This is a genomic window from Pseudomonas sp. R2-7-07, from assembly GCF_003852355.1.
Taxonomy (GTDB): domain Bacteria; phylum Pseudomonadota; class Gammaproteobacteria; order Pseudomonadales; family Pseudomonadaceae; genus Aquipseudomonas.
On the sequence record NZ_CP027759.1, the window covers coordinates 3,295,542 to 3,322,291 of the forward strand.

The following is a 26,750-nucleotide window of genomic DNA, read 5'->3' on the forward strand; positions in this document are numbered from 1 at the left end:
CATTTCCCAAGGAGAGACACCATGACGACTCGACTGATGAAACAAATGGGCCTGACATTCGCGCTGGTTGCGGGCTCGATTTCCACCGCGATGGCCGCCACGTCCAACGACTTTGTCGACAATGCGGCCGAAGGTGGTATCACCGAAGTGGAAGCCGGCAAGCTGGCCCTGGAAAAAAGCAGCTCGGCAGACGTGAAAACTTTTGCCCAACACATGATTACTGACCACACCAAGGCCAATCAGGAACTGATGGCCCTGGCGAAAAAACTCGACATCGAAGTACCGGATGACGCCGCCCTGACCGACAAGGCGAAGAAAGCCATCCTGGAAATGCGCGATGAATCGTTCGACAAGGCGTACGCCAACAACCAAGTCGACGCCCATCAAAAAACCGTCGACCTGTTCAAGAAGGAAGCTGAGTCCTCGGACAATGCCGAGTTGAAGGCCTTCGCGACCAAGACTCTGCCAACCCTGGAAGCACACCTGAAAATGGCCAAGGAGCTGCAAGCCAAACACGCCCATTAATCCTTCCATGACCCAAGGAGACACTCGACCATGAGTTCGCAACTCAACGGCAAGCACATCCTCGTCATCACCTCCAACACCGGCATCGAGCGTGACGAACTGCTCAAGCCCCTGCAAACCCTGCGTAGCTACGGCGCGACGGTAACGCACGCGTCCAGCAAAGGCGGCACCACCCAGACCTTTGTCGGCGATACGGAAAAGGACCAGACCGTGGAGTCCGACGTGCAACTGTCGGACGTGGTCGGCGGCAACTTCGATGCGCTGGTCATTCCCGGCGGCACCGTGAATGCCGACACCCTGCGCCAGGACGCCGCCGCGCTGCGCTTGATCAATGAGTTCGCCCAGGCCGGCAAGACCATCGCGGCGATCTGCCACGGCCCGTGGGCGTTGATCGACGCCGGCGTGGTCAAAGGCAAAACCCTCACCGCGTATAAAAGCGTGCGTATCGACCTGGAAAACGCCGGTGCCGCCGGCGTGGTCGATGCCCAGGTGCAGGAATGCAAAGCCAATGACTGGACCTTGATCACTTCGCGCACGCCGGACGATCTGCCGGCGTTCAATGAAGCGATTGCCAAGGCAGTCGCGGGCTGATCTTCAGGTCGCAACCAAAACAGGCGCCCCATGGGCGCCTGTTTTTTTATCGCTGAATGTTTTTAGTTTTTGCGCTCTTGCGCCATCTCACGCTTGGGCCCGAACATCGCCCAGGCGATCAGCCCCAGCAGCGGTACGAAGACCAGCACCACCACCCACAAGCCCTTGGTTTCCCAACCCCCGGTGCTGCGCAATACGATATTGATCGCCCACAATTCCAAGAGCAGCAGAATCACCGCCAGTACGATCCAGATATAGTTTATTTCCATGTTTCACCTCCTGAGGTCTAAGGCTTAGGTCAAGCAGAAGCGCCAAGGGTTCCATTGGATTTTTTCAACCGGAACCTGGGCCAACGCGGTAAATGTGCGTTGTGCAATCCCGGCAACGACCGATCATGCAACCTGCACGACAGCGAAACGCTAGCTTGACTCTATATATATGATTTTTAAGACAATTTTTTTTGCGTAAAAGTTGGTACGCGTCATGCAATCTTCTGACTCACGAGGCGTGCGTTTCGACATGCCCGACTACTACCCGTGAGGTTCCACATGAATGCCATCGACCTTCTCAAAGCCGACCATGAACGCGTCAAGACCCTGCTGACCCAACTGAGCGAATCCACCGAGCGCGGGGTGAAAAAACGCACCGAGTTGCTGGCCAAGCTGGAGATGGAAATTACCCTGCATACCAAGCTGGAAGAAGAAATCCTCTACCCGGCTTTCAGGGAAGCCGGCGGCAAGGAACAGGACATCATGTACCACGAAGCCAAGGAGGAGCACCGCACTGTCGATTCACTGGTGCTGCCTGACCTGAAGCAGACCGATCCGTCTTCCACCGAGTTTTCCGGCCGCGTCAAAGTGGTCAAGGAGCTGCTGGAACACCATATCGAAGAAGAAGAAACCGAGATGTTTCCCCAGGCCAAGAAACTGCTGGGCAAGGCGAAGCTGGACGAGCTGGGCGCGCAAATGGAAGCGATGAAAGCAACTTACAAGAAGTCTCTGGCGAGTAAGCCATTGGCCGCGTGATCCCTGTTTTCAAGCCCTTCCCTGATTTTGCGGTAGCGACAGGCCTGCTCACAGGCCCTGTCGCGTTCCATCGCGACTGAAAATCATGAATATGCTCGCGACAGTGACAGCGCTGCACACCGGGCAGGCAAAGTAGTTCGGGATGTTACTGGAACACCGGTCAGCCAAGCCTTAATCGGAAACCGAGACGCCCCTTTTCATGCGCCGCCGCTACCACCGAACCCGCAAAAGGACGCAGCGCAATGCTGCCCTGTGGCAGAACGTCGCAGATTACGCGCGGTGGCCAAGGTTGGTAGACTCTGCACCCTTCTCGTTACTCCTTTTCAAAGCCGGGTGGGCCGCTGCACAGCCATTCAGGCGTTTCACAGGACGCACAGTTGATGAGTACGTTATTCACCCGCCGCAAAGTGCTGACCGGCATGGGCCTGTTAGGCCTGGGCAGCCTGCTGGGCGGCTGTGACTACAGCCCCAAGCTGAATTTCAAGTACGGCAAGGACCTCAGTGACAAGATCATGGGGCGCACCTTCAAGCTCAAGAACACCGCCGGCGAAACCGTCACCCTCAGCTCGTACCGTGGCCTGATGCCCGTGGTGTTCTTCGGCTTCACCCAATGCCCGGCGGTCTGCCCGACCACCCTGGCACGCGCTGCCCAGGCCAAGAAGCTGATGGGCCGCGACGGTGAAATCATGCAAGTGGTGTTCATCACCCTGGACCCCGAGCGCGACACCCCCGAGATTCTCGACAAATACGTCAAGGCCTTCGATCCAAGCTTCGAAGCCCTCTACGGCACCCCGCAGGAAATCGCCGTGGCCGCCAAGGAGTTCGGGATCTTTTATGAAAAGATCCCCGCCGGCGACACCTACACCCTGTCCCACACCGCCACCAGCTTCGTGTTCGACACCCGTGGCAACCTGCGCCTTGGCTTGCAGGCATCCCTTACCGCTAAAGAGTGCGCAGAAGACCTGCTCACCGTCATGGAGGTCTGCTAATGACTGCCGTTCAACACCTCAAGCGTCTCACCCTCGGCCTCACCCTGCTCGGCCTCGCCGCCCACGCCAGCGCCCAGGTGCAAGTGACCGACGCCTGGGTCCGCGCCACCGTGCCGGGCCAGCCCTCCAGCGGCGCGTTCATGACCGTCACCGCCGACAGCGACAGCCAGTTGCTGCGCGTAGCGTCGCCCGTGGCCAAGGACGTGCAGATCCATGAAATGAGCATGAAGGACGACGTGATGCGCATGGGCCCGGTGGACTCGGTAGCCCTGCCCGCCGGCAAAGCCGTGACCCTCGACCCGAATGGCTACCACGTGATGCTGATGGGCCTGACCGGCCAGATCAAGGAAGGCGACCAGGTGCCGCTGACCCTGACGGTAAAAGATGCCAAGGGCGCTGAGCAAAGCATTGAAGTGAAGGCTGCTGCGCGGGGTATTGACGGGATGGACCATAGCCAGATGGACCACAGCAAGATGCATTGAGGCTCGAACCCGGTCAGCAATGTGAGAGGGGCGGTGCGACGATTCGACTTGCCCCCGATGGCGGTGGGTCAGTCACAGATGCAGTGACTGATACTTGCTCATCGGGGGCAAGCCCCCTCCCACATTTGGATTGCGGCGTATCAGTTACATAGCCGTAGATGGTCAGGCTCCCACAGATTCGAAACCACGCCCATTATCGGGATCCTTGTTATCCTGCCGCTCCAGCCACATGGACGCGCGCCCATGCCAATCGACCCCGCCTTCATCCTGCACCAGACCGAACACTGGCTGCTCAACCATCATCAATCTTCAAAACTGCCGGGCTACCTGATGCTGGGCGCCAAGGCACCAATTGCCTCCCTCGCTGACATGCCCGACGCCGCACTGGCCGAACTGGGCGGTCTGCTTGCCCGAACCCAACGGATAATGGAAACGCAGCTGCAGCCCAAGTGGCTCTACATCAGCCGCTACGGGCATATGCCGGGATTTGCGCTGCACTTTCATTTCATCCCCGTCTATGACTGGGTAGAGCAAGCGTTCTGGCAGGACGAACGCTATCGCACGCTGCACAGCTTCGGCTCGCAAGCACAGGCCAAAACCTTGACCGATGGGGCTGAGCTGACGCTGTTTGTATGGCGTGAATTTGGCGAAAGCCTCACACCGCCGCTGACTCAAGGGCCTGGGGTGGAGCAGGTGATTGAGCGATTGCGCACTGATTTCGCGGGCCGATAGGGTTCGGTAACGGTATATCCACGCGAGGTACAAGTCTTCCTGGCAGCTTTCCAACGGTTGGATACAGTTCAGAAAAGACCTTTGGATATGGCCGCATGAAACGCAAGGTTCGAATTCTGATTCTGTGTAAGACCTACCCTTCACCCAGCGCGAAATACGCCGAAACGTCCTGCGTCGCAGGGATGGACGAGCACGGCAATCTCATCCGACTTTATCCGGTACCTTTTCGCCTGATCACCGGTGAACAACGGTTCGCCAAATGGCAATGGATCGAAGCCTATATTGAGCGAAGCCCGGCAGACCGCAGGCCGGAAAGCCATAAGATCGGCGTAGACAGTATCTGCGTGGGTAATATCTTGCCCGCTGGAGACTGGCACGAACGGCGGCGGCTCCTGGAAAAGCTGACGGTTTATGAAAGCTTCGACGCGCTGGAACGGGCAAGGATCGATCACAACATCACGCTAGGCCTGGTCAAACCTGCACGGATTGTCGCGTTGCGCATCCGAAAGTCAGCCTCCACAGACTGGACACTCGACGAGATAGAAAAGCTGCAGTCAATGCAACGCCAACACAGTCTGTTTGAAGAATGGGAACACACGGGCATAAAGCGCCTGGAAAAAGTGCCTTTTGACTTTCATTACGTCTACGAATGCATGGTTGATGGCGTATTGAAATCTCATACCCACAAAATCGTCGATTGGGAAGCCAGCCAGCTCTATAGAAACGTGCATCGCAAATATGGCGCTTCAGGATGGGAAGCTCCATTGCGTCACAAGCTGGAAACCGATCTACCCGCCAGGGACCTGATGTTTCTAATGGGCACGATCCATCGTTTTCCCGGCCAGTGGCTTATCGTCAGCTTGATCTACCCGCCAGAGCGAGGCAATGCGGGGCATCAGCAGATAGCGTTGTTCTGAGCGAGATGCTGAGTCTGCAGCGAGCCGGCTACTTCCTGGGCTGCTTCGGCGATCAGGCTGCGATGGCAGAAATTTGCGTCGGCTTCATAGCAGACCATGCAAATTCGTTGGACGGCGGCATTGGAAATCAGTGAATTCAATACATCGCCCTGCGTTCGGATGTAAGCCCGAAAATCCCGTGCATAGGTCGACCAATTGCCGTCCTCCTTGTACTGCTTGCGTATGGGTTTCGGGCACCCGAGTGGCCGGCTGTGTTCATAGGTAATTCCATGCACAGCCAGGCACTGGGCAAGAGCATTTTTAGAAAAACCTTTTTTACGCGACAACGGGTATTCACGTACATCAAGCACCTTGTCGATACCGGCGTGTTTGAGCTGTGCGATGAACGCGTCAATGGACAGCCCTTCGTAGCCAGCGGTGTAGAGATTCATGCGGATTCTCCTGGAGCCTCCCGGCGCAATCAAACAGTAAAAAGCGCCGGGACTATAACACCGGCACTGGTTTCAAGGCTCTGTGGCTGACCGGCGGGGAGGCAATTACGTAACAAAGCACTCGCTTTCGCTGCCCGCTACGCCGGAGTCAGCCGCAAGCTTTTTCACCATCGGCACACACGCCAACACCAGTCCCGCTGGCGAGCGATACACCGCCTGCTCATGCCCCACATACCCGCACGCTCTATAAAAGCTCACCGCGTTCAACGTCGAGTCAAGCACCACCTCTGCAACCGCCCGCTGCCGCGCAACGTCTTCCAGGTGGTCAAGCATTGCCTTGCCATAACCGCGCCCGGTGAATGCGGACCTTACGAACAACGCCCCGAGTTCATTGTTGGCCAGGTCAAGCATGCCCGTGACGACGGCTTCACCGTTCACCCAACCCATGTAGAACAATTTTTCCATCAATGTGCTGTAACCGTCGCTTGCGCGACCTCGGGTCCAGAGTGCCATTTGCTCAGCGCTGTAGGCACCAATGCACTGACTGCGAATGGCCTCGCGACGAATCTCAAACGCCCTGTCAGCGTCGTCTGGTGTGGCTCGTTTTATCTCCAGCACAGCGCTCCCCTTCTCCAGAATTCAAACTGCCATTAGCCCATTTGTGCTAATCGACCCGCTCCTCCCCCAGCGCTATATTCCTCGGACTTCCAACGCCCAACCGACATCACGCATTCAGCGCGTGAAGCGCCGTTGCGCATTGGAAAAACCATAACAACCCAAGGAAGAAGCACTATGAAACTCCATTCCCCCGTTACTCGTCTCGCCCTGCTTGGCGCACTGATCATCGGTGTCGCCGGTTGCAGCAATATCAAACCCACCGAAGACCATCTCAAGACGCTGTCGGAGACCAACTTGGGTGAACCCGTGAAGCGTATTGCCAATGTGCGCAGCGACTCCATGACAACCTATTACATCGCGAGCACCGCGTCCGGTGACTATAACTGCGTGCTCTCAACCGGCGTGGGTGGCGCACTGCATGCAGTCGGCAGCTTTGGCCTGATAAAGCCTGCCGCTTTCTGCCAACCCAAAGGGGCACGTGGCAACGCGCTGACCCCATTTATGCAGTAATTTGTTCCCGACTGAGCTCACGCAGGGTGCCACGCAATTGCGCAGGTCGCACCGGTTTGGACAGGATCGCGATCTGACGATCGTGCAACGCGGCCTGGATTTTCTCCACGTCGTGCCCGGTGAGGATCAGCGCCGGCACCGCCCAACCGCGTTGCCGGCGCAGGTGGTCGATGCATTCGATGCCAGTAGCATGATTGCCCAGGTCGTAGTCGGCGACGATGATGTCGCAGTCGCTGACCAGGTCATGCCCTGATGACTCTGCCTGCACCTGGCAGCCCCAGCGCTCCAGCAAGGCCTGGGTAGCGAGCAGTACGTTGTGGTCATCTTCCACCAGACAGACTTTCAAACCCGTCAACAGCCCGGCCTGGCGTGCCTCATCGCGCGGTGCCGGCTGACGTGGCGCGGAGGCTGGCGTCAGGCCGTACAGGCTGACCGAAGTGCCATGTCCCACCCGCGAGCGCAGACTTACCTGCAGGTCCATCAATCGTCCCAGGCGCTTGACGATCGACAGCCCCAGGCCCACGCCTTCGACGTCTTTGTCGCGCACGTGGCGCACCCGATAAAATTCTTCGAAGACCTTTGACAGATGCTCCTCGGCAATTCCCCGCCCACGGTCATGAATCTCCACCGCCAAGCCACCGCCACGCCTGCGCACGCCGATCAACACCGGCCGTTGCGCACCGTATTTGAAGCAATTGGACAGCACGTTTTGCACCATGGTCGCCAACAACGCCGGATCCACCTGCACCCAGTGCGCGCACGGGCGCAGCTGCAAGTGCACCCCGGCCCAGCGCGCCGCTTCGGCGTTCTGGCGCACCAGGTCAGCAAGGAACTCCCCCAGATTGATCACCTGGTACTTGGGCAGCAGCCGACCGTTATCGAGGGTGTAGAGGTCAAGAATCGAGCGGAACAGTTGCGACACGTTGAGCAACGAACGGTCGATATTGTCCACCAATCGCCGCTCTTCATCGCCCAGCCGGGCTTCGCGCAGGCAGGCGGTGAACAGGCCGATGGAGTGGATCGGCTGACGCAGGTCATGACTGGCCTGGGCCAGGAAGCGGGATTTTTCCAGGTTGGCGGCGATGGCTTCTTCGGAGGCCTTGCGCGTGCGCTCCAGCAGTATGTGCGCGTAGACCGGGATCACCGTGCTGGTGATCATCAGCATCAGCACCATGAACGGCTGCGCCTGCCACCACGGCGTAAGCCGGTACACCACCAGCAGCGCCAGCAACGCCAGCCCGGTGGCAATCGCCAGGTAACGCGAGCCGTAACGCATGCCATTGCCCAAGTTGACCCACACCATCACCGCATACAGCGGCAACGCCGCTTCACCACCCACTACCAGGCCGAATGAGGTACCAGTGTAATCATGCAGCATGCCGAAAATCCGCCGCGCCGGGTAATGCCCCGGCCAGCGCGCAATCACCTGGCGCAGAGCGATGGACGCGAGCAGGAACACGAAAATGTACAGAATCACCGGCAGATAGGTGTCCAGCGAATGCCCGGGCAAAAAACCCAGCACGCCGATATACACAATGGCGATCGCGGCCACCATGATGCGCAGGTTGGCCTGGTCGAGTTCGGAGTTGGTCTCAAGACTCATAGTCATATCCTTGACATGCCCTTTGCGGGCGCGGTGGTAAAGTAACATGCCTCAGCACAGCCATGCCCCAGGAAGGAGCCCATCATGACCGGCCGGATCATCATCGCCGACGACCATCCGATGTTTCGCGAAGGCATGGCGCGTACCGTACAGCGCCTGCTGCCCGAGGCCGTGGTACAGGAAGCCGGCACCCTGGATGACGTGCATGGATTGCTGCTTGACCCCAACGACATCGACACGCTGATCCTCGACCTGCGCTTCCCCGGGCTGACTTGCATGAGCCAGCTTGCCGACCTGCGCCGACAACTGCGGCGCACTACGCTGGTGGTCGTGTCGATGGTGGATGACCCGGCGCTGATCGAACAGGTGATGAACCTGGGCGTCGACGGTTTTATCGGCAAGAACATCGCCCCCAACGAGATCGGCCAGGCGCTGTTGGCGATCCGTGAAGGTGAAGTTTTGGTCAAGTTCGCCCCCTCGGGCCTGTTGCCCCTCGACATTCATACGCTTACCGCCCGCCAGCGAGAAGTGCTGCGCCTGATCGCCGAGGGCAAGACCAACAAGGAAATCGCCAAGGCCCTGGCGATCTCGCCGTTTACCGTGCGCATTCATGTGTCGTCGTTGCTGCGCAGTTTGAAGGTACCGTCGCGGGCTGCGGCGGCGGTGAAATATTACGGCGAACTCTGACGCTGCATCCGATATTTATGCTCACTCCCAAGCTTAATAATATTTTATTAAAAACCACCCTCCCCCTAGCCTTGAAGCCATGCCCACGTTGAATCCAACTGCATGACGCAAGGACAGACACATGACTCAAGCAATAACAAAAACCGACACCCTGGTGGTCGGCGCCGGCCAGGCCGGCGTGGCCATGAGCGAGCATTTGAGCAAGCACGGCGTGCCGCACCTGGTGCTGGAGCGCAGTCGTATCGCCGAGCGCTGGCGCACCGGCCGTTGGGATTCGCTGGTGGCCAACGGGCCGGCCTGGCACGACCGTTTTCCCGGCCTGGAATTCGATGATGTGGCCCCCGATGGCTTTGCGCCGAAGGAGCGCGTGGCGGATTACTTTGAAGCCTATGCGCGCAAGTTCAATGCGCCGATTCGTACGGGCGTGGAGGTGACGTCGGTGGTGCGCAATGAAGGCCGTCCAGGCTTTACCGTACACACCAGCCAAGGCGTGATCGAAGCCAACCGTGTGGTGGCCGCCACCGGGCCGTTTCAGAAGCCGGTGATTCCGGCGATTGCGCCGACAGATACCGCGCTGCATCAGCTGCATTCCGCCGATTATCGCAACCCGGCGCAACTGCCGGCGGGCGCCGTGCTGGTGGTGGGTGCGGGCTCTTCCGGCGTACAAATTGCCGATGAACTGCAACGTTCCGGTCGTCAGGTGTACCTGTCGGTCGGCGCCCATGACCGTCCGCCTCGCGCTTATCGCAACCGGGATTTCTGCTGGTGGCTGGGGGTGCTGGGCGAGTGGGACCAGGCCGCGATGAAACCCGGCCGCGAGCACGTGACCATCGCGGTGAGCGGCGCCCACGGCGGCAAGACCATCGACTTTCGGGAACTGGCCCAGCAAGGCATGACCCTGGTCGGCCTGACCCAAGGGTTTAATGGCAGCGTCGCCACGTTCCAACCGAACCTGGTAGAGAATCTGGCCCGTGGCGATGAGAACTACCTGGCCCTGCTGGATGCGGCCGATGCCTACATCGAGCGCAACGGCCTCGACCTGCCGCTTGAGCCCGACGCCCGCCGCGTATTCCCGGATGCCGACTGCATCAAGCATCCGATCCTGGAACTAGACCTTGCCCAATCCGGCATCACTTCGATCATCTGGGCCACCGGGTTTGCCGTGGACTACAGCTGGCTCAAGGTCGACGCATTCGACGCAGCCGGCAAGCCCCGGCACCAGCGCGGCGTAGCCAGCGAAGCCGGGATTTATTTCCTGGGGTTGCCGTGGCAGTCGCGCCGTGGCTCGTCATTTATCTGGGGCGTGTGGCACGACGCCAAGTACGTCGCCGACCATATCGCCATCCAGCGTCAATACCTTGAGTACCGCGAAGCCGCCCCGCTGGCTCGCCCCTCCCCTGTCAGCGCCTGATCCCTTTGCCGGAGTTTTTTTGATGCCTACTCATACTCGCATCCGCATGTTCAACACCCAGGAAACCTACCCCAACCAAAGCCTGGACAACGACCTGTGCCAAGCCGTACGTGCCGGTAATACCGTGTATGTGCGCGGCCAGGTGGGCACCGATTTCGACGGCAACCTGATCGGCCTGGGCAACCCGCGTGCCCAGGCCGAACAAGCCATGCGCAACGTCAAGCAACTGCTTGAGGAAGCGGGCTCCGATCTGTCGCATATCGTCAAGACCACCACCTACCTGATCGACCCGCGCTACCGCGAACCGGTGTATCAGGAAATCGGCAAGTGGCTCAAGGGCGTGTTCCCGATCTCCACCGGGCTGGTGGTTTCAGCGCTGGGCCAGCCGCAGTGGCTGATGGAAATCGATGTGATCGCGGTTATTCCAGAGTAAGGAGACTAGCCATGACCTTTTCAATCGTGGGTCGCTGCGCGGAGACCGGCCAGCTGGGCATCGCCATCAGCTCCTCGAGCATCGCCGTGGGCGCGCGTTGCCCATGGCTGCGGCCGGGTGTAGGTGCGGTCGCCACCCAGAACATCACGCTGCCGGCCCTTGGCCCGGAAGTGCTCGACTGCCTGGAGCAAGGCCTCACGCCGGCGGATGCCGTCGACACAGCCCTGACGCGCAACGGCTACAGCCAATACCGCCAATTAACCGCAATCGATCACTTGGGCCGCAGCGTGCATTTCAGCGGCAGCGAAACCCTCGGCACCCACAATGCCGTGTCGGGCGAGCAATGTGTGGCGGCGGGGAATATGCTCGCCGACCGAGGGGTGATCGAGGCAATGGTCAGCGCCTTCGAACACGGCGAAGGCCAGTTGGCGGACCGCTTGCTCGCGGCAATGCATGCCGCCATCGGCGCCGGTGGCGAAGCCGGCCCGGTGCATTCCGCCGCGCTGGTGGTGGTGGGTGAGCTGACCTGGCCGATCATCAACCTGCGCGTGGACTGGGCCGATGAAGCCCCCATCAGTCAATTGCAAACACTGTGGGACGCCTACCGTCCGCAAGTGCAGGACTACATCGACCGCGCCCTCGCCCCGGATCGCTCCCCAGGCTATGGCGTGGCCGGAGACGAGCGATGAGCCGCAGCCGCGAGTTGTTGCAGACGCTGGTGGGGTTCGATACCACCAGCCGCGAGTCCAACCTGCAGTTGATCGAGTTCGTGCGCGACTACCTGGAGGGGTTCGGCGTGGCCAGCGAGCTGATCTACAACGCGTCGCGCAGCAAGGCTAACCTGTTTGCCAGCATCGGCCCGGTGGAATTACCCGGCATTGTGTTGTCGGGGCATACCGATGTGGTGCCGGTGGATGGGCAGCCCTGGACGCTGCCGCCGTTTCAACTGACCGAGCATGACGGCAAGCTATACGGGCGTGGCACCGCCGACATGAAAGGCTACATCGCCTGCGTGCTGGCGCTGGTGCCGGAGTTGGTCAAGGCGCGGCTGCGCCTGCCGGTACACATCGCCCTGTCGTATGACGAAGAAGTCGGCTGCCTCGGGGTACGCTCGCTGCTCGACGTGTTGGCGCAACGTCCGGTGAAGCCGATGCTGTGCATTATTGGCGAGCCGACCGAGCTCAAACCGGTGCTCGGCCATAAGGGCAAGCTGGCGATGCGCTGCGATGTACAGGGCGAGGCGTGCCACTCGGCGTATGCACCGTCCGGAGTGAATGCGATCGAGCATGCCGCCGAGTTGATCGGCGAACTGGGGCGCATTGGCCAACGCTTGCGTGCACACCAGGACCCTCGCTTCGATCCGCCGTTCAGCACCGTGCAAACCGGCGTGATCAGCGGCGGCAAGGCCCTGAATATCGTGCCCGCCGACTGCCGGTTTGATTTCGAAGTACGCGCCCTGCCCTCGACGGATCCCGCTGAAGTGGCGCACGAACTGCACACCTACGCCATGCAGCAAGTACTGCCGCGCATGCAGGCCGTGAGCAAGCAGAGTTCGATTCGGTTCACCGAGCTGTCGGCTTACCCGGGTCTGGTCACCGATGAGCACAGCCAGGCCGCGCAATTGATTGCGGCGTTTTGCGGTTCCAGTGCGTTTGGCACCGTGGCGTTTGGCACTGAGGGTGGGCTGTTTGATGCGGTGGGCATTCCCACCGTGGTGTGCGGGCCTGGCAGTATGGACCAGGGGCACAAGCCGGATGAGTTTGTGCGCGTGGAGCAGCTCAGCGGCTGCGACGCAATGCTGAAGCGGATGCTGGACTCGCTACGCATGTGAATACACCACAAATCAAATGTGGGAGGGGCAAGCCCTAAGTTAAGGCTTTTTGTAGGAGCGAGCTTGCTCGCGAAAAACTCACAGGCACCGCGTTTATTCAGGAAGCACGCGTTATCGTTGACATTTTTCGCGAGCAAGCTCGCTCCTACAGAGGGCGGTGTACGCTTAACTGACTGGCATTAGGGCAAGCCCCCTCCCACATTGGGCTCTGTGTTTATCCGAGCAATCGGGCGAGTTCTTCGCGACAGTAATCGACGAACAACTGCACCGGCTTGGTCAGCGGTGCGCGCTTGAGCCACACCGCCGACAACCCCGAGCCTGTGACGGTTTCCGCCAGCGGGATACACACCACCTTCTGCCCATCATAGGTGTACTCGCTGAACGGCTTGGTCACCAGGATCGAAAACCCGAACCCGCGCCCCACCATGCCCCGTACCATCTCGATCGACGGCGAGCTGAACACGATATTCGGCGTCAACCCCCGCTCATCAAAGATGCTCACGAAGTAAGTCCGGCTCGGCAGCACATCCAGCAGAATCATCGGCTCCAGCACCAGGTCGACCAACGACACCTTGGCCTGCCGTGCAAAGCGGTGATCGGCCGGCAACAACGCGTATGGCTGCTGCGGCGGCATCAACGGCGTGGTTTCGATGGCGCCGCCCAGGTCGTGCTCGAACAGCATCGCCACATCGATGGTGCCCGCCGTCAGCGCCTGCACCAGCTCCTGCTGCTCGCCGTCACGCAGGCGGATTTCCACCCCCGGCCAGCGTGTCTTGAACCCGGCGATCAGGCGCGGCAGGTACAACGGCGCCACGGTTTCAAAGCAGCCGATATCGATCTGCCCGGCCACCACATCATTGTCGGCCAAGGCGTTCTGTTCGAACTCATGGGCCACCCGCAGCAGCTCCAGCGCCTTGCGATAAAACCGCGCGCCGCTGGGGGTCAGCGACACACCCTGGGCGTGATGGCGGATAAACAACTGCACACCAAAACTGTCTTCCAGCTGCTTGATGGCGGTGGACACCGACGGCTGGGCGATATACAGCTTGCGCGACGCCTCGGCGACGCTGCCGCATTCGGCGGTGGTGACGAAATATCTGAGTTGGCGCAGGTTGTAGGCAGCCATCGGGGCCTCCGAAAACGGGGGTTTTCGCCCCAAAAACGTGCAAGAAAAACCGGCTTATTTCATCGATTCAAGCCCATGCAACATACCGGAGCAAAAACCGCCGCGAGATACTTTTTTTAAGGTCTATAGCAACAAACTTACTAATTTACCTCCCCGTGCCCATTGCAGATGATCACTCCAACAACAAAGCGCCGCCGTTGCTGCGCACAGCGAAGTACGTCCACGTACTCACCTTGCCTTGGAGCTCGTCATGGTTACCACTGCAACATCCTCCGCCCCGCTTATCGAAAAACACACGATTGGATACGTGCCCCCGGAAGATCGCCATGGAAAGGTAAGAGACCTGTTCACCCTGTGGTTCGGCGGCAACATCGCGCCGCTGCCGATCGTCACCGGCGCATTGGGGGTGCAGTTGTTCCACCTCAACCTGGTATGGGGCATCGTTGCCATTCTGGTCGGCCATCTGGTCGGCGGTGTGTTGATGGCACTGCACTCGGCCCAGGGCCCGCAAATGGGCATTCCGCAAATGATCCAGAGCCGTGCCCAGTTCGGCTCCCTCGGCGCGTTGCTGGTGGTGGTGATTGCCGGCGTGATGTATATCGGCTTCTTCGCCTCCAACATCGTGCTGGCCGGCAAATCCTTGCATGGCGTGGTCGATGCAGTACCGGTACCCGTCGGCATCGTGATCGGCGCCATCGGTTCGGGCATCATCGGCATCATCGGCTATCGCTTCATCCATGTGCTCAACCGCATCGGCACCTGGGTACTTGGCGCCGGCATCGTGCTGGGCTTCGGCTACATTTTCACCCATGTGCAGACCACGGATTTCCTGACCCGCGGCAGCTTCAACATTTCCGGTTGGCTGGCCACCGTTTCCCTGGCTGCGCTGTGGCAGATCGCCTTTGCGCCGTATGTTTCGGATTATTCCCGCTACCTGCCGGCCGATGTGCCCGTCGCGTCCACCTTCTGGACCACCTATCTGGGCTCCGTACTGGGGTCGAGCCTGGCCTTCATCTTCGGTGCCGTCGCCGTGCTCGCCACCCCCGAGGGCATGGACACCATGGACGCCGTCAAACTCGCCACCGGCGCCATTGGCCCGCTGATGCTGGTGCTGTTCCTGCTCAGCGTGATCAGCCATAACGCCCTCAACCTGTACGGCGCGGTGCTGTCGATCATCACCCTGGTGCAGACCTTTGCCTACCGCTGGATCCCTACGGCGAAAAGCCGCGCGGTGATCTCGGTGGTGGTACTGGCCGCCTGCGCGATTGCGGCGGTATTCGCCTCAAAGGACTTCATCGGCCACTTCGTCGACATGGTGCTGGTGCTGCTGGTGGTCCTGGTGCCCTGGACAGCGATCAACCTGATCGACTTCTACGCGATCCACAAAGGCCAATATGACATCGCCTCGATCTTTCGCGTGGATGGCGGGATCTATGGCAAGTACAACCCACAAGCGCTGCTGGCGTATGCGGTGGGGATCGCGGTGCAGATTCCGTTCATGAATACGCCGCTGTACGTTGGGCCGATTTCCGAACACATCAACGGGGCGGATCTGTCCTGGGTGGTGGGGTTGGTGGTGACATCGCCGTTGTACTTCTGGTTGGCGAGCCGGGACAGTGCGTATAAGCGCCGGATGGAGGGGGGCAAGTTGGCGGCGGGGGTCTGATACAAACGCTCGGTTGCGCCTGTACGAAGGTCACCTTCTAGTTCATCCCGTCGCTGGCTTTGGTCGGCGATGGGGTTTCGCAAGGTTCAAGCCTAACGATTGGTCGTGTCGATTCGGTCAAAACCGCGCAGATCTTTTGTAGGAGCGAGCTTGCTCGCGAAAGACTCATAGGCGCCGCGTTCATTCAGAAAGCACGCGTTATCGTTAACGTAAACATACTTACTTTTTACCAAACTAAGAATCACTCTTTCGAGACTACACAAACTTGCAAAAATAACCGTCCAAGAGGAGAGACTTTTACTGCGCCACGTATAATCCTCGCTTTCATCTCTTCCTCGTAGGAAATTTCGGAAATGGCCTGCACAACGCCGTTACTCTCTTCAAGAACTTCATAACCAGCCGCGTCGTGCAGTCCGTGCTCCCGCAATAGCTCGACCAAGCCCAATCGACGTAGGTTATCAAGAAAATAGGGGGTCATAGCTGGGCTCTCACAAATCGCTAACGAACCCAAATCACTTACTAACAGGGTATGATCGTACCCTGAATTACTTTCTTTAAATTCTGCACGAATTGTGAGCGTAGGAAACGCATCCCGCTTGAGAAAAAGCTTCATAATCTTCGCCTCATCAGATGTCATTTGTTTTATTGATTCAACAAATGACGGATGTGAATGATTAGCGGTAGATACGTCCATCGCAGACGCGAGTAAGTTGGCGTACATATCGCTCAACTCATCTTCATGCCCTGTATATCTAAGAGCCTCCAAAATTGGGCCACCAACATTTGGTCTTGGAGCAATTACGTCCTCTTCTGGAACATTTCTGAGCTTTTGAGTAACTTTAGTGACTACAAAATCTTTAATTTCGTCTACACCCCAAACCAAGGCGCTGACAGGCAACAAAGCTAAGCTTACCGTTTTAGACAACGTGTGCAAGCCTTTTCCCAACTCTTGAACCGCTGGCTGAAGAAAATCTTGATATATGGGAATCTCTTTCGTCAATCCGGCAACAGCATCTATAACGTCTTTTGTATTATTTGAGTCAGACATACGCCCTCCAAGCAAAAAATCAAAAATAGAAAATCCTACACAACCCGATTAATATAAAAATTAATCAGCACTAAAGCGTTATTCTTACAATGACAAAACTATTTACTTTCTATTGTAGCTCACATTCAATTTACTACCTAGACTATAAGTACCATTACCCAGCAAAACCCTGCCACATCTAAGCCGTGGATCACCAACTATCTAATTGATATCAACCGGCCTTCGCTCCAGATACACAAACCTTGGAACTTAGACATATTTTTCTCCTGAGAGAATGGCACAATAACACCTTCCCATGCAACGCAAAATTCAGACTCTGTATGAAAGCGCTCTTAAGTCACATGAACAAACTGAACGTCATCGCATTATAGATACGTGAATAAGTACTGACGTCCAATCTGGGTTTATTGCGCAAATAGCAGGATATGCCTTCTATATCCGCACGGGCTACATTAGCGTGAGACCTAGTCATCGGATTACGGCGGGATAACTTGGCGTGAGATGGTGAAAAGACTCCGACCACGAGAGTTCGTAATGACCGCCCCATATCGTCGCCCGAGACAGCAGGGCACCACAGCCCCCGTCAATGCGCCTTATAACAAGAGTTTTCTGAGCGCCGCATATTCGCGCTTGATCAATTGATGAAGGTCGTGCCTGTTCGGTGGTAGCTTGTCAGATCGTGCTTTTTTTTGTTCACCGATTTTTAAAAGTGCGTCAGCACATCCGTGCGCCTCGAAATATTCCTCTGTATTGATCAGCGGTAAAGGAATAAGACCTCCACGGCGATTATCAAACACCACGCCCTTTACTTGGTAAGCGTTCATAAGTTGCTTCAATCCGCCGTCAAAACTGATAAACATGGGGATAAAAAAATCACCCTCACCTTGAGACATTATCAGCGTCTCCATATACCGTGGCGCGGCCATATCCCATGCAATATTGTCCAACTTTTTTAGGAGCCGTCTAGGTATTTTCGGACCTCTCTTTATTTTTTCCAACATCTTGATCAAACGCGGCTCAACGAAATACTTGTGTGCGACAATCGCCTCGCGATCCAAGTAAACACCAACCACATCATTAACGTAATCAAAAAACTCAGATATTTTATATTTTGCCGACTTGTTAGATGAAAGCTGGATTTTTACTATTCCAATCACTTGCAGCAAAATAACACGCTGCATCAATACGAAACTCAACGCCCGCTCGCGCCCCTCTTTGGAGGCGTAGTAGCTATGACTAAAGGTAATAGCTCTGCGTGCAGCTTCCCAGTGAGTGAATCTCGGTTTGGGATTAGAGCTGCGCCGATATTCAGCACAATCAATACTTCTAAAAAGTTGCAGACTTACCAAGTTACGCCGGAACGCTTTACTCAGCGTTCTCCAAAAGGCCAACGGCGACGCCGTCGGGCATTGGTGAATATTTTTCACCTCTTTTACATTCTCCGCCATATAGTAAAAATAATCAAAATTCAAGTCGTCACTCAAAATATCATCGACAAAAGAAATCACCCTGTTATGCATACTTTTTAATGGGCGCCCCCGCATCAGCGCGTCGACGTAAGATGCCATATTAGTATCGAACATCAAGCTATAATCGATTTTAAAATCCGCCCGCCCCCGTTCAAAGTACGATAACAGGATGGCGCTATTTAAAAAATAGACTTCACCACCAGAAAAATACGGAACCAGCACCGAATCTTTGCCTTTTGCGTACTTTTTTACAGCAGTAGGAATATTTGCTCGTTTATATTCTTCCAGCGCGATGATAACTGTCATGTTTTCTTTCAAGCCAGCCAACATCCAAATTTGATCCACCTCTGAAGCGCTTTGCGCCTTAGACAATAGATACGCAACTTCCTGTAACCCTGGCAACTCACTCATGAGACAAACCCTTAAACCACCTGAATAAACGCCACTAAGGTATTATCAGTTCCCAGAAAATTTCTGTCGCTAGATGAAGCTCAATACGCCGCGCTAGAACGCATTGCGCAGTCGGCAAACGGCCCCAGCCATTGCACCGATCATTTCACCAACTCCCCGACGCCCCACCGCCGCCACTGGAACCACCGCCACCGGACGAGCTGCTACTGGAATTGGAACTGGAACTGCTGGAACTCGAACCCGACCCACCGCCAGACCCCGATCCCGAGCCCTCGCCGAGCTTGCCGAAAATAATCAGCGCCACGAACGAAGCAATAGGAAACGCCAGCAGCCAACCGTCGCGACCGTCATCCAGCATCCACCCGGCCACCCCATAGACGGCGACCGCCGCCAGCAGCCGCACGACAAAGCCTGTGCGGCTGGTCCTCCAGGTGTGCCTCATGATCATCAACAGCAGCAGATACAACCCCAGCACCACCAACACAGCGAGCGGCCACGCCAGCCAATGGATAAAACTGACGTTCACATACCGATCCGCCACCCCCAACGCGGCGCTGTAGACCAGCAGCCCGACCACGCCGTAAAACAGCGGCCGTAGCTGCCACAACGCGCCGAAGGTGGCGCCGCCAATCAACAGGGTCAGCGGCATTACGAACAGAAACATCGGCCATTCCCGACCACCGCCCAGCAGCGCCAGCAATAACGTGGCCGCCACGGCGATGATCAAGGCCTTGCGCCAATGCACCTTGCCGGCGGCGAGCAGCACCCCAATGAGGCCGCCCAGCACAAACGCCGCCAGTACCGCGATGATTTGTGGATTGATCCCAGGCCCGGCCACTTTGGGCAGGTCGCCGCCGTCCACCAGCACGGTCAGGGCGTCCACACCCTGTTGAACGCCGCCGGCAAAGTCGCCCTGGCGAAATGCCGGGGTGATGCGCTCTTCGATGATGCGATGGGCCAGCAGGTCGGTGACCGTACCTTCCAGGCCATAGCCCACTTCAATGCGCACCGTACGGTCCTCCTTGGCCACCACCAGCAGGATGCCGTCATCGACGTCCTTGCGCCCCAGCTTCCAGGCGCGGAACAGTTGGTTGGCGTAGTCTTCGATGCCGGTGTCGCCGGTGCTGGGCACCAGCAATACGGCAACTTGTGCGCCCTTGCGCTGCTCAAGGTCGGCCAGTTGCTGCTTGAGGCGCTGCACGCTGCTTGCGTCGAGGGTATTGGTCAGGTCTATGACCCGTTGATCGAGCGCAACGCCAATGGGCGATGTGTCGGCCTGGGCGGTCATCAACAAACTGGCAAACATCAGGACCAGCACGCTCAAGACGGATTGCCGCAGAATCACCATCATCTACTGTTACCTGAAGTTTCTTCCTGAAGGCGCCGACTTTACCTTATCTACGCGCAAACGCGTGACCCAGGCCCTGCGACTCTCTAAACTGCCGCCACGCTGCATAGCAACAAACCCTCTACGAGAACGCCATGGACCTACGTCACCGCAACAACGTCAACGTGATGGGCCATGGCGCTGCAACCCTGGTGTTTTCCCACGGCTTCGGCTGCAACCAGGCGATGTGGAACTACCTGGCACCGCATTTTCTCGAACGCTTTCGCGTGGTGCTGTACGACTTGGTCGGCGCCGGCCTGTCGGACCTTGGCGCCTTCGACAAAGCCAAGTACGGCACCCTGGAAGGTTACGCCCGCGACCTCGACGAGTTGATCGACGCCTACGCCGAAGGCCCGGTGATCCTGGTGGGGCACTCGGTCAGCGCCATGATCGGCACCCTCGCCGACCGCCTTGCGCCGGGGCGGGTCGCGGCGCACGTGATGATTGGCCCATCGCCGCGCTATATCGACGCCGAGGACTATGTCGGCGGTTTCAAGCGCGACGACATCGAAGACCTGCTCGACACCCTCGACAGCAACTACCTCGGCTGGTCCAGCAGCATGGCCCCAGTGATCATGGGTGCCCCTGGGCAACCCGAGCTGAGCACCGCACTGACCGAGAGTTTCTGCCGCACCGAACCCGACATCGCCAAGCAATTTGCCCGGGTGACCTTTCTCTCGGACAACCGCGACGATGTGATCGGCCTGACCACGCCGGTATTGATCCTGCAGTCGAGCGACGACTTGATCGCCCCCGTGGCCGTCGGCGAATACCTGCACGCTGTGCTGCCCAACAGCACCTATCACCTGGTAGACAACATCGGCCATTGCCCGCACATGAGTGCGCCCCAGGCATGCGCGGCGGCGATGGATGAGTTCCTGGCGCCGTGGGCCAGCGTCAGTGCCGGCTGAGTCGCTGTTCGACAACGCCGCCTGCGCCCTGGCGGTGACCCAGCAAGACGGCACGATTCTGCACGCCAACCAGCGCTTGGGTGAGTGGCTCGGGCTCAGCGCGGCCCAGCTGCTCGGCCAACGTTTTCAAGACCTGCTGACCATGGGGGGGCGGATTTTCTACCAGACCCACCTGGCGCCGATGCTGCGCATGCATGGCAGCGTCAACGAGGTGAAGCTCGACATTCGCCATCGTGACGGGCACAAGGTCACCGTGCTGCTCAATGCCAGCCAACGCCAGCAGGCCGAGGACGTGGTGTATGACCTGGCGCTGTTCGGCACCACCGACCGCGACAAGTACGAGCGCGAGCTGCTCAACGCACGCAAGCTGGCCGAAGCGCTGCTTCAGGAAAAAACCGCCGCCGAACAGGCACTGCACCAGGCCCAGGCCGAATTGAGCCAAGCCTATGCCATTGCCCAGCAACGTGCGTTGTTCGCCGAGCAGATGGTGGCGATTGTCAGCCACGACTTGAAAAACCCCCTCGCCGCGATCCGCATGGCGTCGGACTTTCTTCGCCGCGGCGAGCGCACACCCAAGGAGCACCAGTTGCTCGGGCATATCGCCCAATCGTCCGAACGCGCCCAGCGCATGATCGCCGACCTGCTGGACTTCACCCAGGCCCGGGTCGGCCAGGGCATCACTATCAGGGCCCGGCCACTGGATTTGCACCGGGTGATTCATCACGCCGTGGACGAACTGCGCGTAGCCTTCCCCAGGGCCACGCTGGTGCATCGGGCCGAGGGCCATGGCGACGCGTGCCTGGATGCCGACCGTGTGCAGCAGATGGTCGGCAACCTCGTCGCCAACAGCGTGGCCTATGGTGACCTGCACCAGCCGATCACCGTCACCTCGCGCCTGGGCGCCAGGGGCGGTGAGGTTGCGGTGCACAACTACGGCGCGGCGATTCCCCAAGCGTTGCTGGCCGGGCTGTTCGAACCCATGACCCGAGGCACCCACCAGGGCAGCGATGTGCGCAGCGTGGGTTTGGGCCTGTACATCGTGCGCGAACTGGCCAGGGTGCATGGCGGCGATGTGGCGGTGAACTCCTGCGCGACGCGCGGCACCACGTTCAGCGTGACGTTCCAGGCAGGTACGCCGCACCCTGCATGATCGGCTCGACGCTGCCCGTCAACACCACCCCACCCTGCCCGTCCCATTGCACCGTCAGGGTTCCGCCATCGCATTCGACCTCCACTTTGTCATCCAGCAGCCCGCGTCGAACGCCATTGACCACCGCCGCGCAGCAACATGACCCGGAACCCAGCGGTACGCCGCCGCCACGCTCCCAGATCCGCAGGCGGATACGGTTACGCTCGAGCACCTGCACGAAATGCACATTGGTCCTGGCCGGGAACAGCGGGTGATATTCCAGGGCCGGGCCCACCGCTTCGACATCCACTGCAGCGATGTCTTCCACGAAGAACGTACAGTGCGGATTGCCCATGCCGCAGGCGGCCGGCTCGCCGTCGATAGGCAGCACGCGGGTGTCCATCGCCCGCGCCAGCGGCACCGCCTCCCACGCCAACGATGGTTCGCCCATGTCCACCGACACCCGCTGCCCGTCCACGCGTACGCAGGTGAGCAATCCACGGTCGGTCCGCAGCACCACGGCATTGGTGCCGGCCTCATGCATCAAACGGTCGGCCACGCCCCTTGTGGCGCTGCCACAGGTTTGCAGCGGCGTGCCGTCGCAGTTCCAGAACTGAATGCGGGCAGCGGCGTCGTCACAGTCGAGCATGACCGCGAGTTGATTGAAACCGATGCCGGTGTGCCGGTCGCCCAGGCGCCGGGCGATCTGCGCCGTGATAGGGTTATCCTGGCCACGGCGGTCGATGATGATGAAGTCGTCGCCGTGGGCGTGCATCTTGACGAAGGGCAAGGTCATGAACGGTCCTGTAGTCGAACGAAACAGCCCCACTCTAACACCCCCGTAGCAGCGAGGAGATCAACCATGCTTATCGTATTCAGCGGCCTGCCCGGCACCGGCAAGACCACGATTGCCCGGGAGCTGGCACGACAGATGGGCGCGGTTTACCTGCGCATCGACGTGATCGAGCAATCGTTGCGGGAGGCTGGCGCGCTGGCGGGCGATGTGGGTACCAGCGGGTATGGCGTGGCGAATGCGTTGGCACTGAGTAATGTGCGCCTGGGGCAACGAGTGATCGCTGACTGTGTGAACCCGGTGGGGGAGAGCCGCGAGGCCTGGCGAGGCGTGGCGCGGGCGGCGGGCGTTGAGCTGGTCGATATTCAGGTGATTTGTTCTGATCAGCAGGAGCATCGGCGCAGGGTCGAGAGCCGTGAAAGCGATATTCCAGGGTTGCTGCCGCCGACTTGGCAGTCGGTGCTGGCACATGAATACGAAGCCTGGGATGAGCCGCCGTTCCTGCTCGATACGGCGCGGCTCACACCCGCACAGGCCATCGCGTCGGCCCACGCACTGCTTGATCGTCCCCACGCTCCGCGTGGGCATGCAGCCCGTGACGCTCTGCGTCACCTGCGCAAGGGGACGGGGAGCTTCCCAGCAGGCATTCCCACGCGGGAGCATGGGAACGAGCCCTGACAGAGGGTTGGCGTCAGCCGGGGAAGTTGGCGCGCAACGCCTCCAGACCATCGTTGTACACGCCGGCAAACAACGTCTCCGCCGCTGCATCCGTGGTGCCCTCGGCCGGCGTGAACACGCCGGACCAGGTTACTTTGGCAGACGATTCGGTCAGCGCTTCGACCTGCACGGTCGCCAAGTAAGCGCTCACCGGAAACGGCGACTGCTCAATGGTGTAGCTGTAGGTGCGCGCCACGTTGTCGAAGGTCTGCAACCGCTCGACAATCTGGCCGCCATCAGCAGTATGCAGGTGACGCACGCGGCCACCGTCGCTCGGCTCGCTTTTGGCGATGAAGGGCAGCCAGTCAGGCAGGCTGTTGAAGCCACCGATGAGTTTCCAGACCTGGTCAGCCGACGCAGGGATTTCGATCACAGAAGACGCTGTTGCCACGATAAATACTCCAGAGCGTTAAAAATCAGATCGCCATGCTGTCGACAACCCCACCGTCGACCCGCAATGCGGCGCCGGTAGTGGCAGACGACAGCGGTGAAGCAATGTACGCCACCATGTTGGCCACTTCATCCACATTCGCCGCGCGCTGGATGATCGACGTCGGCCGCGCGTTGCGCACGAACACATCGGCCTCGTCCCGCGCGGTGCGCCCGGATTGTTGCGTGGCGTCCTTGAGCATGTGCTCGAGGCCATCGGTGAACGTCGGCCCCGGCAGGATCGCGTTGACCGTCACACCGGTACCTGCCAGGCGCTTGGCCAGACCATGGGACACCGCCAGATTGGCGCTTTTGGTCACGCCATAATTGATCATGTCTGCCGGGGTCGCCACGCCGGACTCAGACGACACAAAGATCACCCGCCCCCAGCCCTGCTCGACCATGCCCGGTACGTAATGCCGCGCCAGCCGCACGCCGGAGATCACGTTGACTTCATAGAAACGCGTCCATTCACTGTCCGGTGCCTCGAAGAAATCCACATCATTGAAGATGCCCAGGTTGTTGACCAGGATATCGGCGCGGGGTTCGGCGGCGAACAGTGTCTCGGCGCCTTCGACCGTGCCCAGGTCGGCCACGCACCCGCGCAGATCGGCGCCTGGCACCGCCTGGCGGATGCTCGCCAGTGCAGCGTCGACTTTGCCGCTGTCACGCCCGATCACCACCACGGTGGCACCGGATTGCGCCAGGGCCTGGCTGATGCCCAGGCCGATCCCGGCCGTGCTGCCGCTGACGATGGCTACTTTGCCGCTCACATCGATTTTCATGGTTGGAACTCCTGAGGTTAAAGCGGCAGAGGCGCGCGAAGCGAGATCAACTGCGCATCGCGCAACGCCTGCCAGAAGGCTGCTGGAATCTGCTCTGACAACGCCGCGAAGTCTTCGGCAATACGCCCCGGACGACTGGCACCGGGAATCACCGCGGCCACGGCCGGGTGAGCCAGGGAAAACTGTAGCGCAGCGGCCTTGACGCTGACGCCAAATGCCTGGGCAATCGCCCTGATCTGCTCGACTTTGCCGATGATCGCCGGGCTGGCCTGCTGGTATTCAAAGTGCGCACCGCCGGCAAGGATGCCGGAACTGTAGGGGCCACCGACCACAATCTCAACGTGCTGTGCGAGGGCCGCGTCCATCAGGCGCTGCAAGGCACGGTCGTGGTCGAGCAGGGTGTAGCGCCCGGCCAGCAGAAAGCCGTCAGGTTGGGCTTCGGCCAGGTCCAGCGTCAGCTCGCACGGTTCGACGCGGTTCACACCCAGGCCCCAGGCCTTGATTACGCCTTCTTCGCGCAAGCGCGTCAGCACCTTGAACGCGCCGGTACGCGCCTGGTTGAAGTACTCCAGCCACTGATCGCCGTAGAAATCCTGGGCAATGTCGTGAATCCACACGATGTCCAGGCGGTCGGTGCGCAGGCGCTCAAGGCTGTCTTCGATCGAGCGCAAGGTGGCGTCGGCGCTGTAGTCATTGAGCATTTTGTTCGGACGGCCGTGCTCGAACACACCGCTTTTCTCGCCCAGGTCACGGGCGCTTTCCTCGACTTCGTCGAGAATCAACCGGCCGACCTTGGTGCTGAGCACGTAGTCGTCGCGGTTGTAATGGGACAAGGCCTGGCCCAGGCGGATTTCCGACAACCCCGAACCGTAGAACGGCGCGGTATCGAAATAACGCACGCCGTGATTCCAGGCGGCCTCGACGGTGGCCTGGGCTTCGTCTTCAGGAATAGCGCGGAACATATTGCCCAGCGGTGCGGTGCCAAAGCCCAGGACGCCGGGCAGTTTGTCTTTCAAGCTCATGATGGTTCCTCAATCGGTTCAGGGTCGCAATGACCGTTGAGCAGATCCTAGATTGCCTGGATCGGACCGTCCAAGACATACTACGACCAACTTGAGTCCCGATAGGTCTTACATGATTGATCTACGCCAACTGCGCTACTTCGAAGTGGTCGCCGAAGAACAACACGTCGGCCGCGCCGCCGAGCGCCTGCACATCTCCCAGTCACCGTTGAGCCGGCAGATCGCCCAGCTTGAAGAGCGCCTGGGCCTGACGCTGTTCGAACGCAGCCAGCAACGCATCCGCCTGACCCGCGACGGCCAGACCTTCCTCGCCGAAACCAGGGCGCTGCTGACCCACGCCAACCGCCTGGAGTCCCTGGGCAAGCGCCTGGGCCGAGGTGAAGAAGGCGGTTTGTGCATCGGCTATATCGAGAACGCCATGCACGCCGGGGTATTGCCCACTGCCTTGCGCGTGCTGCGCGATGACCGGCCTAACGTGCATATCAAGCTGTATAACCTGCCCTCCCTTGAACAGTTGGAAGGCCTGCGCCAGCGCAGCCTGGACATTGCCCTGGTGGGCGAACCACCAGCGGCCGACGATCCGGACCTGACCGCCCGCCAGGTGCTCGATGAACCCATGCTGCTGGCCTTGCCCGAGCATCATTTGCTGACACAGCAACACGAGCTGTTGCCCGAGCACCTGGCCGACCAACAATGGATCGGCGTACAGCGCAAACCCGGCGCCAGCCCGGCTGACGACTTCGTCGCCGCGTGCATCCGTGCCGGTTTCACCCCGCAGATTCCCATGGAAGCCAGCGAGCCCTTCACCGCCTTGGGCCTGGTGGCCTCCGGACTGGGCGTGGCGATGGTCCAAAAGGGCCTGAGCCGCAACGCACCGCCGGGCGTGGTGCTGCGCGAACTGCCCTGGCTGAGCTACACCACCCCGCTGTGGGCGGCCTGGCACCGGATCAACCTGCGGCCGTTGGTGGAAACGTTTCGCAAAGTGCTGACCGAACCCCAAGGCTGACGCGATCCAAACTGTGGGAGGGGGCTTGCTCCCGATAGCGGTGGGTCAGTCAGCTCATCTATGGCT

30 protein-coding genes and 1 pseudogene are annotated in these 26,750 nt (G+C 59.3%); 18 read left to right on the forward strand and 13 right to left on the reverse strand.

What is annotated here, in order from left to right:
• Positions 1 to 21: 21 nt before the first annotated feature.
• Both C4J86_RS14985 and C4J86_RS14990 read left to right on the forward strand, forming a co-directional pair.
• Positions 22 to 525 (forward strand): DUF4142 domain-containing protein, encoded by a 504-nt coding sequence (locus C4J86_RS14985; protein ID WP_124363187.1) that lies wholly within the window; start codon positions 22 to 24, stop codon positions 523 to 525.
• 30 nt (positions 526 to 555) lie between these two features.
• Entirely contained in the window at positions 556 to 1,116 is a 561-nt protein-coding gene (locus tag C4J86_RS14990) for a type 1 glutamine amidotransferase domain-containing protein (RefSeq protein WP_124370980.1), read from the forward strand.
• A 62-nt stretch (positions 1,117 to 1,178) separates the two neighbouring features.
• Here C4J86_RS14990 and C4J86_RS14995 read toward each other — a convergent pair whose 3' ends face one another.
• Positions 1,179 to 1,385 carry a hypothetical protein gene (locus tag C4J86_RS14995; protein WP_124363189.1) on the reverse strand — a complete coding sequence of 69 codons (207 nt, stop codon included), beginning with the start codon at positions 1,383 to 1,385 and terminating at the stop codon, positions 1,179 to 1,181.
• A 279-nt stretch (positions 1,386 to 1,664) separates the two neighbouring features.
• Between C4J86_RS14995 and C4J86_RS15000 the strand changes: the two genes are divergently transcribed.
• Complete coding sequence (locus C4J86_RS15000) at positions 1,665 to 2,141, forward strand: hemerythrin domain-containing protein (protein WP_124370981.1); 477 nt, start codon at positions 1,665 to 1,667, stop codon at positions 2,139 to 2,141.
• Between the two features lie 81 nt (positions 2,142 to 2,222).
• Here C4J86_RS15000 and C4J86_RS27420 read toward each other — a convergent pair.
• Positions 2,223 to 2,312, reverse strand: a pseudogene (locus tag C4J86_RS27420) (DUF2946 domain-containing protein); the annotation flags it as partial.
• Positions 2,313 to 2,521: 209 nt separating this feature from the next.
• On the opposite strand from C4J86_RS27420, the gene C4J86_RS15010 reads away from it, so the two are divergent.
• From C4J86_RS15010 to C4J86_RS15025, 4 genes are all read left to right on the forward strand, one after another.
• Positions 2,522 to 3,130 (forward strand): SCO family protein, encoded by a 609-nt coding sequence (locus C4J86_RS15010; protein ID WP_124370982.1) that lies wholly within the window; start codon positions 2,522 to 2,524, stop codon positions 3,128 to 3,130.
• Complete coding sequence (locus C4J86_RS15015) at positions 3,130 to 3,612, forward strand: copper chaperone PCu(A)C (RefSeq protein ID WP_124370983.1); 483 nt, start codon at positions 3,130 to 3,132, stop codon at positions 3,610 to 3,612. The genes C4J86_RS15010 and C4J86_RS15015 overlap by 1 nt, the downstream gene beginning before the upstream one ends.
• Positions 3,613 to 3,855: 243 nt before the next feature.
• Positions 3,856 to 4,344 carry an HIT family protein gene (locus C4J86_RS15020; protein ID WP_124370984.1) on the forward strand — a complete coding sequence of 163 codons (489 nt, stop codon included), beginning with the start codon at positions 3,856 to 3,858 and terminating at the stop codon, positions 4,342 to 4,344.
• Positions 4,345 to 4,439: 95 nt separating this feature from the next.
• A complete protein-coding gene (locus C4J86_RS15025) occupies positions 4,440 to 5,261 on the forward strand; it encodes a hypothetical protein (RefSeq protein WP_124370985.1) in 822 nt (273 codons plus the stop codon).
• Here C4J86_RS15025 and C4J86_RS15030 read toward each other — a convergent pair.
• Positions 5,240 to 5,692 (reverse strand): DUF488 family protein, encoded by a 453-nt coding sequence (locus C4J86_RS15030; RefSeq protein ID WP_124370986.1) that lies wholly within the window; start codon positions 5,690 to 5,692, stop codon positions 5,240 to 5,242. The two genes, C4J86_RS15025 and C4J86_RS15030, sit on opposite strands and share 22 nt — an antisense overlap.
• 105 nt (positions 5,693 to 5,797) lie before the next feature.
• Positions 5,798 to 6,310 carry a GNAT family N-acetyltransferase gene (locus tag C4J86_RS15035; RefSeq protein WP_124370987.1) on the reverse strand — a complete coding sequence of 171 codons (513 nt, stop codon included), beginning with the start codon at positions 6,308 to 6,310 and terminating at the stop codon, positions 5,798 to 5,800.
• Positions 6,311 to 6,484: 174 nt separating this feature from the next.
• Between C4J86_RS15035 and C4J86_RS15040 the strand changes: the two genes are divergently transcribed.
• Entirely contained in the window at positions 6,485 to 6,820 is a 336-nt protein-coding gene (locus C4J86_RS15040; RefSeq protein WP_124367328.1) for a hypothetical protein, read from the forward strand.
• Here the strand turns inward: C4J86_RS15040 and C4J86_RS15045 are convergent.
• Positions 6,810 to 8,423 carry a hybrid sensor histidine kinase/response regulator gene (locus C4J86_RS15045; protein WP_124370988.1) on the reverse strand — a complete coding sequence of 538 codons (1,614 nt, stop codon included), beginning with the start codon at positions 8,421 to 8,423 and terminating at the stop codon, positions 6,810 to 6,812. The genes C4J86_RS15040 and C4J86_RS15045 overlap by 11 nt on opposite strands.
• Before the next feature lie 84 nt (positions 8,424 to 8,507).
• Here C4J86_RS15045 and C4J86_RS15050 point away from each other — a divergent pair, with 84 nt between their 5' ends.
• From C4J86_RS15050 to argE, 5 genes are all read left to right on the forward strand, one after another.
• Complete coding sequence (locus C4J86_RS15050) at positions 8,508 to 9,110, forward strand: response regulator transcription factor (protein ID WP_124370989.1); 603 nt, start codon at positions 8,508 to 8,510, stop codon at positions 9,108 to 9,110.
• Positions 9,111 to 9,231: 121 nt separating this feature from the next.
• Entirely contained in the window at positions 9,232 to 10,521 is a 1,290-nt protein-coding gene (locus C4J86_RS15055; RefSeq protein ID WP_124370990.1) for an NAD(P)/FAD-dependent oxidoreductase, read from the forward strand.
• A 22-nt stretch (positions 10,522 to 10,543) separates the two neighbouring features.
• The gene (locus tag C4J86_RS15060) at positions 10,544 to 10,954 is read left to right on the forward strand and encodes a RidA family protein (protein WP_124370991.1); all 411 of its coding nucleotides are present in this window, start codon (positions 10,544 to 10,546) and stop codon (positions 10,952 to 10,954) included.
• An 11-nt stretch (positions 10,955 to 10,965) separates the two neighbouring features.
• Positions 10,966 to 11,643 (forward strand): DUF1028 domain-containing protein, encoded by a 678-nt coding sequence (locus C4J86_RS15065; protein WP_124363195.1) that lies wholly within the window; start codon positions 10,966 to 10,968, stop codon positions 11,641 to 11,643.
• Entirely contained in the window at positions 11,640 to 12,785 is a 1,146-nt protein-coding gene (argE, locus tag C4J86_RS15070; RefSeq protein WP_124370992.1) for an acetylornithine deacetylase, read from the forward strand. Before C4J86_RS15065 ends, argE begins: the two co-directional genes overlap by 4 nt.
• 214 nt (positions 12,786 to 12,999) lie before the next feature.
• On the opposite strand, the gene C4J86_RS15075 is transcribed toward argE, so the two are convergent.
• The gene (locus C4J86_RS15075; RefSeq protein ID WP_124363197.1) at positions 13,000 to 13,911 is read right to left on the reverse strand and encodes a LysR substrate-binding domain-containing protein; all 912 of its coding nucleotides are present in this window, start codon (positions 13,909 to 13,911) and stop codon (positions 13,000 to 13,002) included.
• A gap of 250 nt (positions 13,912 to 14,161) precedes the next feature.
• Here C4J86_RS15075 and C4J86_RS15080 point away from each other — a divergent pair, with 250 nt between their 5' ends.
• Positions 14,162 to 15,577 carry a cytosine permease gene (locus tag C4J86_RS15080; protein ID WP_124370993.1) on the forward strand — a complete coding sequence of 472 codons (1,416 nt, stop codon included), beginning with the start codon at positions 14,162 to 14,164 and terminating at the stop codon, positions 15,575 to 15,577.
• 241 nt (positions 15,578 to 15,818) lie between these two features.
• On the opposite strand, the gene C4J86_RS15085 is transcribed toward C4J86_RS15080, so the two are convergent.
• From C4J86_RS15085 to C4J86_RS15095, 3 genes are all read right to left on the reverse strand, one after another.
• Entirely contained in the window at positions 15,819 to 16,625 is an 807-nt protein-coding gene (locus C4J86_RS15085; protein ID WP_124370994.1) for a DUF4393 domain-containing protein, read from the reverse strand.
• A 593-nt stretch (positions 16,626 to 17,218) separates the two neighbouring features.
• On the reverse strand, positions 17,219 to 18,505 hold the full coding sequence (locus C4J86_RS15090; protein WP_124370995.1) for a hypothetical protein: 1,287 nt from the start codon (positions 18,503 to 18,505) through the stop codon (positions 17,219 to 17,221).
• Positions 18,506 to 18,650: 145 nt separating this feature from the next.
• Positions 18,651 to 19,856, reverse strand: a complete 1,206-nt coding sequence (locus tag C4J86_RS15095; RefSeq protein ID WP_124370996.1) for a YgcG family protein — start codon at positions 19,854 to 19,856, stop codon at positions 18,651 to 18,653.
• A 131-nt stretch (positions 19,857 to 19,987) separates the two neighbouring features.
• Between C4J86_RS15095 and C4J86_RS15100 the strand changes: the two genes are divergently transcribed.
• Both C4J86_RS15100 and C4J86_RS15105 read left to right on the forward strand, forming a co-directional pair.
• Positions 19,988 to 20,803, forward strand: a complete 816-nt coding sequence (locus tag C4J86_RS15100) for an alpha/beta fold hydrolase (protein WP_124370997.1) — start codon at positions 19,988 to 19,990, stop codon at positions 20,801 to 20,803.
• Entirely contained in the window at positions 20,793 to 21,953 is a 1,161-nt protein-coding gene (locus tag C4J86_RS15105) for a PAS domain-containing sensor histidine kinase (protein WP_124372438.1), read from the forward strand. The genes C4J86_RS15100 and C4J86_RS15105 overlap by 11 nt, the downstream gene beginning before the upstream one ends.
• On the opposite strand, the gene dapF is transcribed toward C4J86_RS15105, so the two are convergent.
• Positions 21,913 to 22,728 carry a diaminopimelate epimerase gene (gene dapF, locus C4J86_RS15110; RefSeq protein WP_124370998.1) on the reverse strand — a complete coding sequence of 272 codons (816 nt, stop codon included), beginning with the start codon at positions 22,726 to 22,728 and terminating at the stop codon, positions 21,913 to 21,915. The genes C4J86_RS15105 and dapF overlap by 41 nt on opposite strands.
• Before the next feature lie 66 nt (positions 22,729 to 22,794).
• Here dapF and C4J86_RS15115 point away from each other — a divergent pair, with 66 nt between their 5' ends.
• Entirely contained in the window at positions 22,795 to 23,403 is a 609-nt protein-coding gene (locus C4J86_RS15115; protein ID WP_124370999.1) for an AAA family ATPase, read from the forward strand.
• 13 nt (positions 23,404 to 23,416) lie between these two features.
• Here the strand turns inward: C4J86_RS15115 and C4J86_RS15120 are convergent, their stop codons facing one another.
• Genes C4J86_RS15120 through C4J86_RS15130 form a run of 3 tightly spaced genes read right to left on the reverse strand, consistent with a single transcriptional unit; the run spans position 23,417 to position 25,678 of the window.
• Positions 23,417 to 23,833, reverse strand: coding sequence for an SRPBCC family protein (locus C4J86_RS15120; protein WP_124371000.1), 417 nt, complete (start codon positions 23,831 to 23,833; stop codon positions 23,417 to 23,419).
• Positions 23,834 to 23,858: 25 nt separating this feature from the next.
• Positions 23,859 to 24,656 carry an SDR family NAD(P)-dependent oxidoreductase gene (locus C4J86_RS15125; RefSeq protein ID WP_124371001.1) on the reverse strand — a complete coding sequence of 266 codons (798 nt, stop codon included), beginning with the start codon at positions 24,654 to 24,656 and terminating at the stop codon, positions 23,859 to 23,861.
• A gap of 17 nt (positions 24,657 to 24,673) precedes the next feature.
• The gene (locus tag C4J86_RS15130) at positions 24,674 to 25,678 is read right to left on the reverse strand and encodes an aldo/keto reductase (RefSeq protein ID WP_124371002.1); all 1,005 of its coding nucleotides are present in this window, start codon (positions 25,676 to 25,678) and stop codon (positions 24,674 to 24,676) included.
• Between the two features lie 112 nt (positions 25,679 to 25,790).
• Between C4J86_RS15130 and C4J86_RS15135 the strand changes: the two genes are divergently transcribed.
• Positions 25,791 to 26,684 carry a LysR substrate-binding domain-containing protein gene (locus tag C4J86_RS15135; protein ID WP_124371003.1) on the forward strand — a complete coding sequence of 298 codons (894 nt, stop codon included), beginning with the start codon at positions 25,791 to 25,793 and terminating at the stop codon, positions 26,682 to 26,684.
• Positions 26,685 to 26,750 lie beyond the last annotated feature (66 nt).